At 72.6% G+C, this 15,169-nt stretch carries 17 protein-coding genes; 3 read left to right on the top strand and 14 right to left on the bottom strand.

The window, feature by feature from the left end:
* Positions 1–38: 38 nt before the first annotated feature.
* The 8 genes from AB0M29_RS22435 to AB0M29_RS22400 form a co-directional block, all read right to left on the bottom strand.
* Positions 39–734 carry a DUF3159 domain-containing protein gene (locus AB0M29_RS22435; protein WP_365385119.1) on the bottom strand — a complete coding sequence of 232 codons (696 nt, stop codon included), beginning with the start codon at positions 732–734 and terminating at the stop codon, positions 39–41.
* Positions 735–836: 102 nt separating this feature from the next.
* Positions 837–1,235 (bottom strand): OB-fold nucleic acid binding domain-containing protein, encoded by a 399-nt coding sequence (locus tag AB0M29_RS22430; protein ID WP_365385100.1) that lies wholly within the window; start codon positions 1,233–1,235, stop codon positions 837–839.
* A 32-nt stretch (positions 1,236–1,267) separates the two neighbouring features.
* Positions 1,268–1,951 (bottom strand): response regulator, encoded by a 684-nt coding sequence (locus AB0M29_RS22425; protein ID WP_365385117.1) that lies wholly within the window; start codon positions 1,949–1,951, stop codon positions 1,268–1,270.
* A 17-nt stretch (positions 1,952–1,968) separates the two neighbouring features.
* On the bottom strand, positions 1,969–4,509 hold the full coding sequence (locus AB0M29_RS22420; protein ID WP_365385097.1) for a sensor histidine kinase KdpD: 2,541 nt from the start codon (positions 4,507–4,509) through the stop codon (positions 1,969–1,971).
* Positions 4,510–4,699: 190 nt separating this feature from the next.
* Complete coding sequence (locus AB0M29_RS22415; RefSeq protein WP_365385095.1) at positions 4,700–5,434, bottom strand: ABC transporter ATP-binding protein; 735 nt, start codon at positions 5,432–5,434, stop codon at positions 4,700–4,702.
* Between the two features lie 132 nt (positions 5,435–5,566).
* Positions 5,567–6,337, bottom strand: a complete 771-nt coding sequence (locus AB0M29_RS22410) for a DUF3710 domain-containing protein (RefSeq protein WP_365385094.1) — start codon at positions 6,335–6,337, stop codon at positions 5,567–5,569.
* Between the two features lie 2 nt (positions 6,338–6,339).
* A complete protein-coding gene (gene dut, locus AB0M29_RS22405; RefSeq protein ID WP_365385092.1) occupies positions 6,340–6,870 on the bottom strand; it encodes a dUTP diphosphatase in 531 nt (176 codons plus the stop codon).
* 13 nt (positions 6,871–6,883) lie between these two features.
* Entirely contained in the window at positions 6,884–7,489 is a 606-nt protein-coding gene (locus tag AB0M29_RS22400) for a PaaI family thioesterase (protein WP_365385089.1), read from the bottom strand.
* A gap of 130 nt (positions 7,490–7,619) precedes the next feature.
* Here AB0M29_RS22400 and AB0M29_RS22395 point away from each other — a divergent pair, with 130 nt between their 5' ends.
* Entirely contained in the window at positions 7,620–8,522 is a 903-nt protein-coding gene (locus AB0M29_RS22395) for an SDR family oxidoreductase (protein ID WP_365385087.1), read from the top strand.
* Between the two features lie 53 nt (positions 8,523–8,575).
* Complete coding sequence (locus tag AB0M29_RS22390) at positions 8,576–9,025, top strand: DUF3093 domain-containing protein (protein WP_365385086.1); 450 nt, start codon at positions 8,576–8,578, stop codon at positions 9,023–9,025.
* Positions 9,026–9,155: 130 nt separating this feature from the next.
* Here the strand turns inward: AB0M29_RS22390 and AB0M29_RS22385 are convergent, their stop codons facing one another.
* From AB0M29_RS22385 to AB0M29_RS22370, 4 genes are all read right to left on the bottom strand, one after another.
* Entirely contained in the window at positions 9,156–9,953 is a 798-nt protein-coding gene (locus tag AB0M29_RS22385) for a hypothetical protein (RefSeq protein WP_365385116.1), read from the bottom strand.
* Positions 9,875–10,174: a DUF4193 domain-containing protein gene (locus tag AB0M29_RS22380; RefSeq protein ID WP_103884889.1), complete on the bottom strand. Its 300-nt coding sequence runs from the start codon at positions 10,172–10,174 to the stop codon at positions 9,875–9,877. The genes AB0M29_RS22385 and AB0M29_RS22380 overlap by 79 nt, the downstream gene beginning before the upstream one ends.
* 419 nt (positions 10,175–10,593) lie before the next feature.
* A complete protein-coding gene (locus AB0M29_RS22375) occupies positions 10,594–11,856 on the bottom strand; it encodes a HAMP domain-containing sensor histidine kinase (protein ID WP_365385083.1) in 1,263 nt (420 codons plus the stop codon).
* 6 nt (positions 11,857–11,862) lie between these two features.
* Positions 11,863–12,516: a response regulator transcription factor gene (locus AB0M29_RS22370; RefSeq protein WP_365385082.1), complete on the bottom strand. Its 654-nt coding sequence runs from the start codon at positions 12,514–12,516 to the stop codon at positions 11,863–11,865.
* A gap of 285 nt (positions 12,517–12,801) precedes the next feature.
* Between AB0M29_RS22370 and AB0M29_RS22365 the strand changes: the two genes are divergently transcribed.
* Entirely contained in the window at positions 12,802–12,975 is a 174-nt protein-coding gene (locus tag AB0M29_RS22365) for a hypothetical protein (RefSeq protein WP_365385080.1), read from the top strand.
* A gap of 125 nt (positions 12,976–13,100) precedes the next feature.
* Here the strand turns inward: AB0M29_RS22365 and AB0M29_RS22360 are convergent, their stop codons facing one another.
* Entirely contained in the window at positions 13,101–13,886 is a 786-nt protein-coding gene (locus AB0M29_RS22360) for an inositol monophosphatase family protein (RefSeq protein ID WP_365385114.1), read from the bottom strand.
* Positions 13,887–13,960: 74 nt separating this feature from the next.
* On the bottom strand, positions 13,961–15,145 hold the full coding sequence (locus AB0M29_RS22355; protein WP_365385078.1) for a ferrochelatase: 1,185 nt from the start codon (positions 15,143–15,145) through the stop codon (positions 13,961–13,963).
* Between the last annotated feature and the right edge of the window lie 24 nt (positions 15,146–15,169).

The following is a 15,169-nucleotide window of genomic DNA, read 5'->3' as shown; positions in this document are numbered from 1 at the left end:
GCCCCGAACCTCGGTTCGGGGCCACACGCCGTTCCGGATCAGGAGGAGGAGGAGGCGGACTTCTCGGCCTTCTCGGCCTTCTCGGCTGCCTCCGCCGCTTCCATCTCGGCGATCACGTCGATCGGCGGCGGCGCCTTCACCAGGAAGATCCAGGTGAGGTAGACCGACAGCAGGAAGGGCGGGATGCCGAGGGCGACCTTGACCCAGCCGAGCTGGGTGGCGTTGCCCCACCAGTAGAGCGGGAAGAGGATCGCGGACTTGGCCAGCAGGATCAGGCCCCAGGCCCAGCTCGCCTTGGTGTACGCGCGCAGCCGTCCGGGGTTGCGGGTGCGCCAGGACAGGTTCTCCTTGAACACCGGCCCGAGGATCAGTCCGAGCAGCGGGAAGCCCGCGGCGGCGGAGACCAGGTAGGCGACGGCCAGGCCCAGCGTGTAGAGCATGCCGGGCAGGTAGAAGTTCTTCGCGTTGCCGGACATCATCGCGAAGACGGCGCCGAAGGCGACGCCGAAGACCCCGCTGAAGGCGTGCTTGAGGGTGTCCTTGCGGGCCAGCCGGGCCGCGCCCATCGCCACCGACAGCGCGAGCGCGGCGATGGCCGAGCTCTTGAGGTCCTTGTTGACGGTGTAGATGGCGACGAAGACCAGGCCGGGGACCGTGGTCTCGATCATGCCGCGGATGCCGCCGAAGGCGTCGAAGAGCGCGGCCTCGGTGACCGCCCTGGCCTCCGGGGTGATCTCGCCGGCACCGGGTGCGACCGGATCCGGCGCCTTGCCCGCGTGGGCCGGCGCCGGATCCGTCTGCACCGTGTGATCCGTGTTGTCGATCGACGCCACCTGTTACTCCTGTCCGACCGGACGCAGTTCGTACTTGGGGTTGAACAGCACGGGACGGCCCCGGTTCAGGGAGATCCGTCCGGAGGCGATGATGCGACGGCCGGGTTCGATGCCGCTGATGCTGCGGCGGCCGAGCCAGACCACGTCCAGCGGGGCCGACCCGTCGAAGAGCTCCGCCTCCAGTGCGGGCACACCCGCCCGGGGACGGAGTGTGACCGTGCGCAGCGTACCGGTGACGGTGACTATCTGGCGGTCGGAGCAGTCGCAGATCCTCGTGCAGCCCACCGCCAGGGCGTCCTGCTGCAGCTCCTCGGAGTGCAGCTCCTCCTGGGAGGAGGACAGGCGGTCGAGCATGCGGCGGAAACGTCCCGCGGGTCGGTCCGAACGGATGGCACCACTCATGCCTTCCAGCGTACCGGGCGCGCGGGGCACGGTCATTGCTCGAAGCGGTAGCCCATGCCCGGCTCGGTGATGAAGTGCCGGGGCCTTGCCGGGTCCGCCTCCAGCTTGCGGCGCAGCTGCGCCATGTAGACCCGCAGGTAGTTGCTCTCGGTGCCGTACGCGGGCCCCCAGACCTCCTGGAGCAGCTGCTTCTGGCCGACCAGCCTGCCGGAGTTGCGCACCAGCACTTCGAGCAGGTGCCACTCGGTGGGGGTCAGGCGTACGTCGGTGCCGTCGCGGTTGACCTTCTTGGCGGCCAGGTCGACGGTGAAGGTGTCCGTCTCGATGGTGGCGGCGCCGTCCTCGGGCGCGGTGGGGGCCGCCCGGCGGACCGCGGCGCGCAGCCTGGCCAGCAGCTCGTCCATGCCGAACGGCTTGGTGACGTAGTCGTCGGCGCCGGCGTCGAGCGCCTCGACCTTCTCGTCGGAGGTCTGCCGGGCGGAGAGCACGATGATCGGCACCCGGGTCCAGCCGCGCAGACCGCGGATCACCTCGACGCCGTCCATGTCCGGCAGGCCCAGGTCGAGGACGACCACGTCGGGGTGGCGGGCGGCGGCCGCCTTCAGCGCGGTGGCGCCGTCGTGCGCGGCGTCGACCTCGTAGGCGCGGGCGCGCAGGTTGATGGCCAGTGCCCGTACGAGCTGCGGTTCGTCGTCGACCACCAGCACCCGGTACATGTGCGTCCTCTTCTCGTTCACGTGGTGGCCGTCGCGGGCAGGTCGGGGCGGGCGGGCTCGCCGTCGGCGGCTGCGCGCAGGGTGAGCACCATGGTCAGTCCGCCGCCGGGGGTGTCCTCGGCGACCAGGGTGCCGCCCATGGCCTCGGCGAAGCCGCGGGCGACCGCCAGGCCCAGGCCGACGCCGGTGCCGCGGGGAGCGTCGCCGTAACGCTGGAAGGGCTCGAAGATGTGTTCCTTGGCGCTCTCCGGCACTCCGGGGCCGCGGTCGACGACCCGCACCTCGACCCGGTCGCCGAGCGCGCTGGCGGCCACCAGGACGCCGTCGCGCCCGGGGCTGTACTTCACGGCGTTCTCGACCACGTTGGCCACGCTGCGCTCCAGCAGGCCGGGGTCGACGGAGACCAGCGGCAGGCCGACGGGGATGTCCAGGACGACGCTGTGCTCGGGGACGCCGCCGAGCGCCATCGGCACCACCTCGTCGAGGTCGGTCTCGCGGATCAGCGGGGTCACCGTGCCGGTCTGCAGCCGGGACATGTCCAGCAGGTTGCCCACCAGGTGGTCGAGGCGGTCGGCGCCGTCCTCGATCCCGGCGAGCAGTTCCGCCTCGTCCTCGGCGGACCAGGCGACGTCGGCCGAGCGCAGCGAGGAGACGGACGCCTTGATGCCCGCCAGCGGGGTGCGCAGGTCGTGCGAGACGGCGGCCAGCAGGGCGGTGCGGATGCGGTTGCCCTCGGCCAGCTCCCTGGCCTTCCCCGCCTCGTCGGCGAGCCGCCGCCGGTCCAGGACGACGGCCGCCTGCGCGGCGAAGGCGGACAGCACCCGGCGGTCGGAGGCGGGCAGCACCCGGCCGGTGAGGGCGAGGGTGAGCCGGTCGTTGACCGGCACCTCCACGTCGGCGTCCTCGGGCCGCAGGCACGGGCTGCCGCCGACGCTCTCGGCGCAGTGCCACGGTCCGTGCTCGCTCTCCCGCTCCAGCAGCACCACGGCGTCCATGCCGAAGGTCTCCCTGACCCGTTCCAGCAGCGCCTCCAGCGAGCTCTCGCCGCGCAGAACGCTGCCCGCCAGGTAGGAGAGGATCTCCGCCTCCGCGCGCAGCCTGGCGGCCTGCTGGGTGCGCCGGGCGGCCAGGTCCACCACCGAGGAGACGGCGGCGCCGACCACCACGAAGATCGCGATGGCGATGATGTTCTCGGGCTCGGCGATGGTGAAGGAGTGCGTCGGCGGGGTGAAGTAGTAGTTCAGCAGCAGCGAGCCGAGCAGCGCCGAGGCGAGCGCCGGGAGCAGCCCGCCGACCAGTGCCGCCGCGACCGTCAGGGTCAGGAAGAGCAGCATGTCGGTGGCCTGGCCCATGCCCGGGTGCCATTGGGCGAGCACCAGGGAGAGCAGGACGGGGGCCAGGACGCCGGTGAGCCAGCCCGCCACGACGCGGGAGCGGCCCAGCTTGGCGCCCCGGGCGGCGGGCAGCCCGCGGCCCTTGGCGGCGTGTTCGTGGGTGACGATGTGGACGTCGATGTCGCCGGAGTCGCGGGCCACGGTGGAGCCGACCCCGGGCCCCAGGACGTACTGCCACGCCTTGCGGCGGCTGGTGCCGAGCACTATCTGGGTGGCGTCCACGCCCCGGGCGAAGTCCAGCAGGGCGTCGGGCACGTCGTCGCCGACGACGTGGTGGAAGGAGCCGCCGAGGTCCTCGACCAGGGTGCGCTGGACGGTCAGCTCCTTGGCGGAGCCGGACGCCAGGCCGTCGCTGCGCACGATGTGCACGGCCAGGATCTCGCTGCCGGAGCCCTTGGCGGCCATCCGGGCGGCCCGCCGTATCAGGGTGCGGCCCTCGGGCCCGCCGGTGAGGCCGACGACGATCCGCTCGCGGGCCTGCCAGGCGGCGGATATCCGGTGGTCGGCGCGGTACTGCTGGAGGTACTCGTCGACCCGGTCGGCGGTCCACAGCAGCGCCAGCTCGCGCAGCGCGGTGAGGTTGCCGGGCCGGAAGTAGTTGGACAGCGCCGCGTCGACCTTGTCGGGCGTGTAGATGTTGCCGTGTGCCATCCGGCGGCGCAGCGCCTGTGGCGACATGTCGACCAGCTCTATCTGGTCGGCGCGGCGCAGCACCTCGTCGGGCACGGTCTCGCGCTGCCGGACGCCGGTGATGGACTCCACCACGTCGCCGAGCGACTCCAGGTGCTGGATGTTGACGTTGGATATGACGTCGATGCCCGCCCGCAGCAGCTCCTCGACGTCCTGCCAGCGCTTGGCGTTGCGCGAACCGGGCACATTGGTGTGGGCCAGCTCGTCGACGAGCGCCACCTCCGGCGCCCGCTCCAGCACCGCGTCCACGTCCATCTCGGTGAAGACGCCGCCGCGGTAGACGATCTCCTTGCGGCGGACCTCCTCCAGGCCGTGCATCATCACCTCGGTGCGCGGCCGCTTGTGGTGCTCGACGAAGCCGACCACCACGTCGGTGCCGCGCTCGGCACGGCGGTGCGCCTCGGAGAGCATGGCGTAGGTCTTGCCCACGCCGGGGGCCGCTCCCAGGTAGATGCGCAGCTTGCCGCGTGCCATGGCTCCATCGTCCCGCTCGGGCGCGTCTTGCGCCCGGACGGTCCGGTCGCGCGCACGCTACGACCCTAGAACGACACCACGGGACGTAACGGCCGCACGGGCGCCGTCCGGGTTCACCTTGACGCGGTCTTGACGCCCACAGCGCCCCCGGCGGCCCGGGCGGCCGTCTCCCGGCCCGGCCGCTCCGTCGTCACTCGTCGGAGACGATCTGCCCGTCGCGCAGTTCGAGGACCCGGTCGGCGAGTGCCAGCAGCTGTGCGTCGTGGGTGGCGACCAGCGCGGTGACGCCCTCGCTGCGGACGACGGCCCGCAGCAGCTCCATCACCGCGAGGCCGGTGTCCGCGTCGAGCTGGCCGGTGGGTTCGTCGGCGATGATCAGCACCGGCCGGTTGGCGAGCGCGCGGGCGATGGCCACCCGCTGCTGCTGGCCGCCGGACAGCTCACCGGGGCGCTGGTTGGCGTGGTCGGACAGTCCCACCAGGGACAGCAGCAGCTCGACGCGCTCCTCGCGCTCCCGCGCGTCGGCCTTGCGCAGCCGCATCGGCACGCCGACGTTCTCGGCGGCGGTGAGGATCGGGATCAGGCCGAAGGACTGGAAGACGAAGCCGATCCGGTCGCGGCGCAGCGCCAGCAGGTCGTCGTCGCCGAGCCCGGCGAGATCGGTGCCGTCGAGGGTGATCCGGCCGCCGTCGGGGCTGTCGAGGCCGCCGACGAGGTTGAGCACGGTGGTCTTGCCGGAGCCCGACCGGCCCTTGAGGGCGACGAGTTCACCGCGCGGCACGGAGAACGACACCCCGCGCAGGGCGTGTACGGCCGTGTCGCCGCTGCCGTAGGTGCGGCGCAGGTCGTCGACCACCACCATGTCACCGGCCCGGGGGTTCTCCCGTACCGCCGTCGAACCGTGCCCGGTGGACCGCTCGCTCATGCTGCCTCCCCGTGAAGACCGTCCTGCCCGCCCCATGCCCGCGTCGCGGGTATCCGTACGGTACAGGCAGCGAACGCCGCCGCGGCCCGTACCTGTTCGTACAGGTGCGGGCCGCGGCGGGAGTGCTGCGGGTCAGTGCAGTTCGGTGATCTCGGGACCGCGGCGCATCGGGTCGATGCCGTCGCCGAACTTGGACGGCTCGGCCTGCTCGGCCGCGGCGCCGTCGGGCACCATCTGCGCGTCGTTCGGCAGCTTCAGCACGATCGGGTCGCGCGGTGCCATCGGGGTCTCGCCGCGCAGCACCACGGTGTCGCGGAAGACCGCCTCCAGCACACCGGCGGCGGCCGGCTGCACCGCGCCCTGGCCGGAGATCACTCCGCGCAGGAACCAGCGGGGGCCGTCGCAGCCGATGAAGCGCACCAGCTGCACGCCGTTGGTGCCGTCGGGGAGCTGTACGGGCACCTGGGCCCGCAGCTCCCAGCCGAGGGGACCCTCGACCTCGTCGACGATGCCGCCCTGCTGGGTGATCCCGGCCGCGATCTCCTCGCGCACCTCGCCCCAGATGCCCTCGGACTTGGGAGCGGCGAACGCCTGGAGCTGGACCGCGCTGTCCCGCAGGACCACGGTCGCGGCGACGATGGACTCCCCCGCGACCTCCACCCGCAGTTCCATGCCCTCGACTCCGGGCACGAAAAGACCGCCGAGGTCGACCCGGCCCTCGCCGGGCTCCTTGACCTCGCTCACGTCCCAGGGCCCGTCGGGCCTCGGGGCGGGCGGCAGGTTGTAGCGGGTGGACTCGCCGGAGTCGTCCGACTCATCGAGGTCTTCGGCCAGCTCGTCCGGGCCTGCGGCCTCGTCGAGCTCGTCGAGGGCGTCTTCGCGCTCCTTGCGACGACGGAACACGGTCACTGTCCTTCCCGGTCTGCAACGACCGATGCGTATCCGTTGCTGGACGTGTCAGCCGGCGGTGAGTCCACCGCGGCATGCCCCCCCGTGGAGCCGAAGCCCCCCGCGGCCCGTGCGGATCCCGGCAGCTCCGCCACTTCGTGGAAGCGGACCCGCTCGACCTGCTGGACGACCAGTTGGGCGATCCGGTCACCCTTCTCGAACCGCACGGTCTCGCGCGGGTCCAGGTTGACCACGATCACCTTGATCTCTCCACGGTACCCGGCATCCACCGTTCCCGGGGCATTCACGAGGGCTACACCGCAGCGCGCGGCCAGCCCGGAGCGCGGATGCACGAAGGCCGCGTACCCGTCGGGCAGCGCGATGGCCACCCCGGTGGGCAGCACCGTCCGCTCGCCCGGGGCGAGTTCGGCGTCCTGGGTGGTGATCAGGTCGGCTCCCGCGTCGCCGGGATGACCGTAGGACGGTACGGGGACGGACTCGTCGAGCCGCCGCAGCAGTACGTCCACGGGCTGTCGTTGTGCACTCACGGCGTCCACCTGCTCACGGGTTGACCTCGAAGGCGCGGGCGACCTTGACCTGGTCGGGGTCGGCCATCGCCGCCTGGATCTCCTCCGGGCGGCCGTTCTGGGTGAAGTGGTCCAGCTTGACCTCGATGAACAGCGCGTCGGCGCGGACCGCGACCGGTCCGTCGGGGCCGCCGATCCGGCCCTCGGCCGAGCTGTAGATCTTCCGGCCGGCCACCGCGGTGCAGCGCGCCGACAGAAACAGGGTCGCGCCGACCGGCACCGGGCGGACGAAGTCCGACTCCAGGCGGCCGGTGACCGCGATGACCCGCAGCAGCCAGTTCAGCGAGCCCAGGGTCTCGTCCAGCGCGGAGACCAGGACACCGCCGTGCGCCAGGCCCGGCGCGCCCTGGTGGGCGGTCTGCACGGTGAACTCGGCGGTGATACTGACGCCCTCGCCCGCCCTGGCCTCCAGGTGCAGCCCGTGGGGCAGGCCCTCGCCGCAGCCGAAGCACTGGTCGTAGTGCGCGCCCAGCAGCTCACCGGGCGCGGGCGCGTCCCGGTGCCGCACGGGCGCGGTCGCGTCGGGCGGCGGGGTCAGTCCCGGCCTGCCCGCGCCGCGGGGTGTGTTGGCTCCACTCACGCCCGAGACCCTACCCTCCTGCGGGATCCTTTCCCTGCCGGTGTCCGTTGCCTCGGGAGACCCGCGGCCGCGGCCCCGTACCCGCCGTACCGCGGGAGCCGTCCCCCACCGGATTACCACCGGAGCGCAGATGAACCCCAGATCCGTCGTCGTCACCGGGGCCGGGCGCGGCATCGGGCTCGCCATCACCCTGGAACTGGCCCACTCGGGCTTCGACGTGATCGGCACGGCCCGCACCGAGGACGGCGCGCGGGCGCTGCGCGCGGCGGTGGAGCGCAGCGGCGCCGCCGTGCGCACCGTGCTGCTCGACGTGGCCGACGCGACGTCCTGCGTAAGGGCGTTCACCGAGATCGCGATGCTGACGGACGGTGGTCCGTGGGCGGTGGTGAACAACGCGGGGTTCGCGCAGCCGGGTGCGGTGGAGGACGTCGGCGACGAGGAGGTGCGGCGCCAGCTGGAGACCAATCTGGTGGCGCCCGCGCGGATCGCCCGGCTGGTGCTGCCCGCGATGCGGGACCGGCGGGCTGGCCGGATCGTCAATGTGTCGTCGGTCGCCGGGCGGGTGTCGCTGCCGATGCTGGGCTGGTACTGCGCGAGCAAGCAGGGCTTGGAGGCGGTGACGGACGCGCTGCGGATGGAGACCGAGCCGTTCGGTGTGAAGGTCGCCCTGGTCGAGCCGGGGTCCTGCGCCACCGGTTTCTGGGCGACCGGCGCGGGTCTGCTGCCGGGCGAGCACGCCTCGGCGTACGTGGAGCAGTACGAGGCGGCGGAGGAGGCGCTGCGCGGCTGCCGCGACCTGCCGGGGCCGCGTCCGGTGGCGCGCGCGGTGTACCGGGCGCTGACCGCGCGCCGCCCGCTGCCGCGCTATGTGGTGGGCGGTTCGGCACGCTCCACCGCCGTGCTGGACGCGGTGGCGCCGACGGCGGCCTCGGACTGGGCCAAGCAGCTCGCCACCGGGCTGCGCGCGGCCCCGCCGCGGGTCGGCGGGGCGCTGGCCCGGCTGCGCGGCGGGCGGGCCGCGCGGCGCCGCTAGCGAGGCCGTACCGCAGGGGCGGCGGGCACAGGGGCGCATGGCAGTCTGGTGGCATGCAGCCTTACGACGAACGCCTCACCGTGCCGCGCTCCTGGTGGCTTCTCGCCGTCGGAACGGGCGTCGCGATGGCGCTGATCCTCTTCCCGTTCGGCCCGCTGCCGATGCTGGCCGGGCTGGTCGGCGGCGGCGCGCTGGCGATGATGGCGGTCAGCTCCTACGGGTCCGCGCGGATCCGGGTGGTGGCGGGCTCGCTGGTGGCGGGCAAGGCGCGCATCCCGGTGGAGGCGCTGGGCGAGGCCACCGTGCTCGACCCGGAGGAGACGGTGGCCTGGCGGTCGCACAAGGCCGATCCGCGGGCGTTCATGCTGCTGCGCTCGTACGTGCCGACGGCGCTGAAGGTGGACGTGACCGATCCGGCCGATCCGACGCCGTACGTCTATCTGTCGACCCGGAGCCCGAAGCGGCTGGCGGAGGCCCTGGAGGCGGTCAGGGCGGCCCACTAGGGCCGGACAGGCCCTGGCGGCTGCTGGGGCGGCTGTGGCGGCCCGAGGTGCCGCGAGGGGTAGCCGAGCGGGGCCCGGGGCGCTCAGGACGGGCTCAGGGGCTCAGGCGGTGGCCGCCGGGCGGGGTGCGTCAGGCGGTGGGCCAGGGAAGCTGGGAGTCGCGCAGGTCGCGGCGCACGCGCTCGGCCAGTTTGCGGGTGTCGCGCCGGTTCATCAGGGCGCCGACGGCCGCACCGATCATGAACGGCATCAGGACCGGCATGTTGCGCAGGCTGCGCCGCAGCAGGCGCTGCCGCATCTCCCGCTTCATGGTGCCGCCGAGGGCGACATTGACCGTCGACAGCCTCATCACGTCGATACCGCGCCGCTCGGTCCAGGACCACAGATAGGCGGTGGCACGCTCGCGCGCACCGCCGGGGACGCGCAGTCCGTAGACCTCGTGGAGCTCGGCGATCAGCTTGTACTCGACCGAGGCGACGCCGAGGGTCTCGGCGACCAGCTCGGCGGGCATGGCGGGCGGGGTGGGCATCATCGCGACGGCGCCCACACCGGCGCCGACGGTCATCGTGCCCTTGACCGCGGCGGCGATCAGGCGGTCCGCGATCTCCTCGGGGCCGAGCCCGGGGAACTGCGCCCGCAGTGTGGCGAGGTCGCGGACCGGGATACGGGGAGCGATCTCGAGGAACCGCTCACCGGCCGAGCCGAGGCTCGTTCTGGCCCTGCGGCCGCCCGTACGGGCGCTGCGGGCGCCGTGCTTCACCCCGCGCGCCGACCTGGCCGCGAGCGAGGCCCTGCGGCCTCGCTCGTCGTCCTTCGGGCTTTCCGGCGAGCCGGTCACGGCGCCGGGGATCAGGCCGCGCAGTCGCGGCAGATCGGGTTGCCGTTCTTCTCCGCCGCGAGCTGGCTGCGGTGGTGGACCAGGAAGCAGCTCATGCAGGTGAACTCGTCCGCCTGGCGGGGCAGCACACGGACCGACAGCTCCTCGTTGGAAAGGTCGGCGCCGGGCAGCTCCAGGGACTCGGCCTGGTCGAACTCGTCGACGTCCACCGCGGAGGTGGACTTCTCGTTCCGCCTGGCCTTCAGCTCCTCGATGCTGTCCTCGTTGACGTCATCGTCGGTCTTGCGTGGCGTGTCGTAATCGGTAGCCATTTTTTCGCTCTCCCCCTGTGGGTGTCTGCGGTGTCTCCAGCGCACGTAACGCGCGGGAGGCCGGACTTGTGCCCGACCTGAGGCGGAGATTTTGCCTCACATCAAGGCCTGTTACTCAATCGACACCCAACGACGCCCCCGAAGAGGTGATCGCGAGGGTGGCCGATCCTCACTCGCAGCAGTCTGAAAGTCCTACGTCGCGAGTGCCATCACGTGTACTTCCCGTGATCATGACCTGCGGAAACATGGATTTTCCGGTCTTTTTTCCGATATCATGATCACTCACGGTAGGCGGTGGCCAATCTTCTTGTGCGATCAGTCACAGCCCGTTCGGGCAGGGAACAGACCCGAAATTTCTCGCATAGCGAACATGAGACGGTTCCTGGCGAAGTGGTTCCGCGGCGTTGGCGTGACATGGTTCACAGCGGGATCGCGACCCGCATGACCAGGCCACCTCCGTCGCGGGGCTCCGCGGCGATCACCCCGCCGTGTGCCCGCGCCACCGAGCGCGCGATGGACAGCCCGAGCCCCACCCCCTTGTCGCTCCCGGTCCGCTCCGTACGCAGACGCCGGAAGGGCTCGAAAAGGTTGTCGATCTCGTACGCCGGGACCACCGGGCCTGTGTTGGTGACCACGAGCAGCGCCTGACCGCCCTCGACGCCGGTGGTGACCTCGACCCAGCCGTCCTCCGCCACGTTGTAGCGGACCGCGTTCTGCACCAGGTTGAGGGCGATCCGCTCCAGCAGGACGCCGTTGCCCTGCACGACCGCGGGCTCCCGGGTGTCGCGCAGCTCCACGCCCTTGGCCTGGGCCTCGCCGCGGGTCTGGTCGAGCGCCTGGGAGGCCGCCTCGGACAGGTCCACCGGCTTGCGGTCCATGATCTCGTTGTCGCTGCGGGCGAGCAGCAGCAGGCCCTCCACGAGCTGCTCGCTGCGCTCGTTGGTGGCCAGCAGCGTCCTGCCGATCTGCTGGAAGTCGGCGGAGACTTCCGGGTCGGAGAGCTGGACCTCCAGCAGCGTCCGGTTGATCGCCAGCGGCGTGCGCAGCTCGTGCGAGGCGTTGGAGACGAAGCGGCGCTGCGCGTCGAAGGAGCGCTCCAGCCGGTCCAGCATCTCGTCGAAGGTGTCCGCCAGCTCCTTCAGCTCGTCGTCCGGGCCGTCCAGCTCGATCCGCCGCTTGAGGTCGGAGCCGACGACGCCGCGCGCGGTCCTGGTGATCCGCCCCAGCGGCGCCAGCACCCGTCCGGCCATCACGTAGCCGAAGGCGAAGGCGACCACCGCGAGGCCGATCAGGGCCATCAGGGAGCGCTTGAGCAGGGTGTTGAGCGCCAGGTCGCGCTGGTGCTGCATACACGTGTTCAGTGCCCGGGTGAACTCCTCGGGGGTGGTGCTGCCGGTCGGCAGCGCCGCGCAGTTCGTCGGGCGCACATTGGCGGTGACGATCTCGAACGGGAGCTGGCTGATCTGGTGCAGCGCCTGGGCGGCCAGCAGGTAGATGATCCACAGCAGCAGCACGCCCGCGATCAGGAACATGCCGCCGTAGAGCACGGTCAGGCGTATCCGGATGGTGGGCCGCAGCCAGGGGAGCTGGTTCTCCACCACCGGCGGGTCCCAGGAGGGCCGGGGCGGGGCGGGTGGGGTGACGGGCGACGAGGACGCCGGGGAACCGGAGGAGGCTGCCACGGCGGATCAGATCCGGTAGCCGGAGCCGGGCACGGTGACGATCACCGCGGGCTCGCCCAGCTTGCGGCGCAGCGTCATCACGGTCACGCGCACCACATTGGTGAAGGGGTCGGTGTTCTCGTCCCAGGCCTTCTCCAGCAGCTGCTCGGCCGAGACCACCGAGCCCTCGCTGCGCATCAGGACCTCCAGGACGGCGAACTCCTTGGGCGCCAGGTGGACCTCCTGGCCGTCCCTGGAGACCTCGCGGCGGTTGGGGTCCAGCCTGATCCCGGAGCGCTCCAGCACCGGCGGCAGCGCCGCGGTCGTCCGCCGGCCCAGGGCGCGGACCCGCGCGGTCAGCTCGGTGAAGGCGAACGGCTTCGGAAGGTAGTCGTCCGCTCCCAGCTCCAGCCCCTCGACCCGGTCGCTGACATCGCCCGCGGCGGTCAGCATCAGCACCCGGGTGGGCAGCCCGAGCCCGACGATCTCGCGGCAGACCTGATCGCCGTGGACGACCGGAAGGTCGCGGTCGAGCACCACCACGTCGTAGTCGTTGACACCGATCCGCTCCAGGGCGGCGCCGCCGTCGTAGACCACGTCGACGGCCATGGCCTCACGGCGCAGGCCGGTGGCTACCGCATCGGCGAGCAGTTGCTCGTCCTCGACGACCAGTACGCGCAAGGCGCTGTTCCTTCCAGGAGCGGGGGGGACATGTGCGTCCGGGCGGCAGGGCCTGCCCGACACGGCATGAGCTGTGGGAATGCTCCCCCATGGTGCACCGGATGCCCGTAAATCGGCGGTAAGGGTCGGGCCCGAGGAATTTCCCCCGGGCAGGAGAGGTTTCCGATCCGGACGGCGTGGGGAGGACGACTGCAACCCACCCAACACGCCTCTCCACGCGTTTCCCCACGCGTGGTACCGGGCTTGACACACCCCGTGTCAACGACGACGACGAGGGGGCGCCACATGGACGCGTTCACCACCGGAATCCTGCAGCGCATACACACCACCGAGTCCGATCTGCGGCGGGCCCGTGAGACGGGCGACGATTTCCTGGCCGAGGTCGAACAGGCCGAACTCGAGGATCTGCGCCGTCTCGCGTCGGAACACGGCGTGGACGTACGGCCCAAGGTCGCCTGACTCCGGTCCGGCCGGCCCCCAAGCCGCACGCCCCGGTCACCCATGTGGGTGCCGGGGCGTTCGCATGTCCGGAAGGGCCGGAGGCGGCCGGCGGGAGGGCCCGCACGGTGGCAGGCCCGGGCCGGTCAGTCGTGCCAGGCGCCGAGGCCCTCCAGCAGCTCCTGGAGGGGCTCGAAGAGGCCGCTGGGGCCCGCGACGGTCAGCTCGCCCGAAGCGGGCTCTCCGGGGCGCCCACCGGTCAGCGCGCCCGCCTCACGGGCGAAGAGCGCCCCCGCCGCGAGGTCCCACGGGTTCAGCCCGCGCTCGAAGTAGGCGTCCAGCCGGCCGCAGCCGACGTCGGCCAGGTCGATGGCCGCGGAGCCGCCGCGCCGGATGTCGCGGACCTGGGGCACCAGGGCGCGCACCACCTCGGCCTGGGCGGCCCGCCGCTCGGCGAGGTAGCCGAAGCCGGTGCCGACCAGGGCGTGCGAGAAGGCGGGGGCCGGGCGGCAGCGGGCGGGAGCGCCGTTCACGAACGCGCCGCCGCCGCGTACCGCCTGGTACGTCTCGCCGCGCATCGGCGCCTCCACGACGCCGACGATCACCTCGCCGTCCCGCTCGGCGGCGATGCTGACCGCCCAGGACGGCAGGCCGTAGAGGTAGTTCACGGTGCCGTCGAGCGGGTCGATCACCCAGCGCACCCCACTGGTGCCCTCGCTGCTCGCGCCCTCCTCGCCGAGGAAGCCGTCGGCCGGGCGGAGCTGGCCGATGTAGGTGGTGATCAGCTTCTCGGCGGCGATGTCCATCTCGGTGACGACGTCGATCGGGCTGGTCTTGGTGGCGGCGACGCCCAGGTCGGCGGGGCGGCCGTCGCGCAGCAGCGCTCCGGCCCTGCGGGCGGCCTCCAGGGCGATCTCCAGCAGCCCGGCCAGCTCCTCGGGGGTGTCACGGCCGGGCCGGCTCTCGGGGGAGTCCGGGGACTCGGTGGTGCTCACGCGATGGCTCCTCAGTCGGTTCCTGCGGCGGCGGGCAGCGGGGTCCTGGCGGGACAGCAGCCCGCCGGGCAGACGTCGTGGCTGGGGCCGAGGGCGCCCAGGGCGCAGCGCTCGGGGCGGCGGCCACGCTCGGTGGCGGCCCGCTCCAGCACCAGGTCGCGCACGGCCGCGGCGAACCGCGGGTCGGCGCCGACGGTCGCGGCGCGGCTGACCGGCAGGCCAAGCTCGGCGGCCCTGGCCGCGGCCTCGGTGTCGAGGTCGTAGCGGACCTCCATGTGGTCGGAGACGAAGCCGATGGGCACCATGACCACCGCGGGCGCGCCCGCGGCGTGCACCGCGTCGAGGTGGTCGCAGATGTCGGGCTCCAGCCACGGGATCTGCGGGGCGCCGCTGCGCGACTGGTAGACCAGGTCCCAGGGCCGGTCCACACCGGTGGCCTCGCGTACCGCGTCGGCGATCACCCGGGCGGTGTCCAGGTGCTGCGCCACGTACGCTCCCCCGCCGCCGTGGCCCGGCACCGGCCCCGAGGTGTCGGCGGCGGCCGTCGGGATCGAGTGCGTGGTGAAGGCGAGCCGGGCGCCGTCGCGCACGTCCTGCGGCAGCTCGTCCAGTGCCGCGAGCGTCGCGTCGACCATCGGGCCTACGAAACCGGGGTGGTTGAAGTAGTGCCGCAGCTTGTCCACCCGCGGCACCGGGCGTCCCTCGTCGGCGAGGACGGCGAGGGAGGCGGCCAGATTCTCGCGGTACTGGCGGCAGCCGGAGTACGAGGCGTAGGCGCTGGTGGCCAGCACCAGGACCCGGCGGTGGCCCGCGTCGGAGATCTCCCGCAGCGCGTCGGTCAGATACGGCGCCCAGTTGCGGTTGCCCCAGTGGACCGGCAGGTCGAGGCCGTGCCCGGCGAAGTCCTTGCGGAGCGCGTCCAGCAGCTCGCGGTTCTGGCCGTTGATCGGGCTGACGCCGCCGAAGAGGAAGTAGTGCTGCCCGACCTCCTTCAGCCGCTCGCGCGGGATGCCACGGCCGCGAGTGACGTTCTCCAGGAAGGGCACCACGTCGTCCGGCCCCTCCGGGCCGCCGAAGGAGAGCAGCAGCAGGGCGTCGTACGGTCCCGCGTCGGGCGCCGGGTGGCCGGACGCGTCCGGCGGGGCCGGCTCGGCCCGCTGTTCGAGGTGGTCTGGCTCGTCTGGCTGGTCTGGCATGTTCCCGATCCTGCCATCCGGTGG

Origin of the sequence: Streptomyces sp. NPDC051976, from assembly GCF_040680795.1 — a bacterium.
Taxonomy (GTDB): Bacteria; Actinomycetota; Actinomycetes; order Streptomycetales; family Streptomycetaceae; genus Actinacidiphila.
Note: the sequence above shows the minus strand (reverse complement) of the source record. Positions and strands in the feature narration are given on the sequence as shown.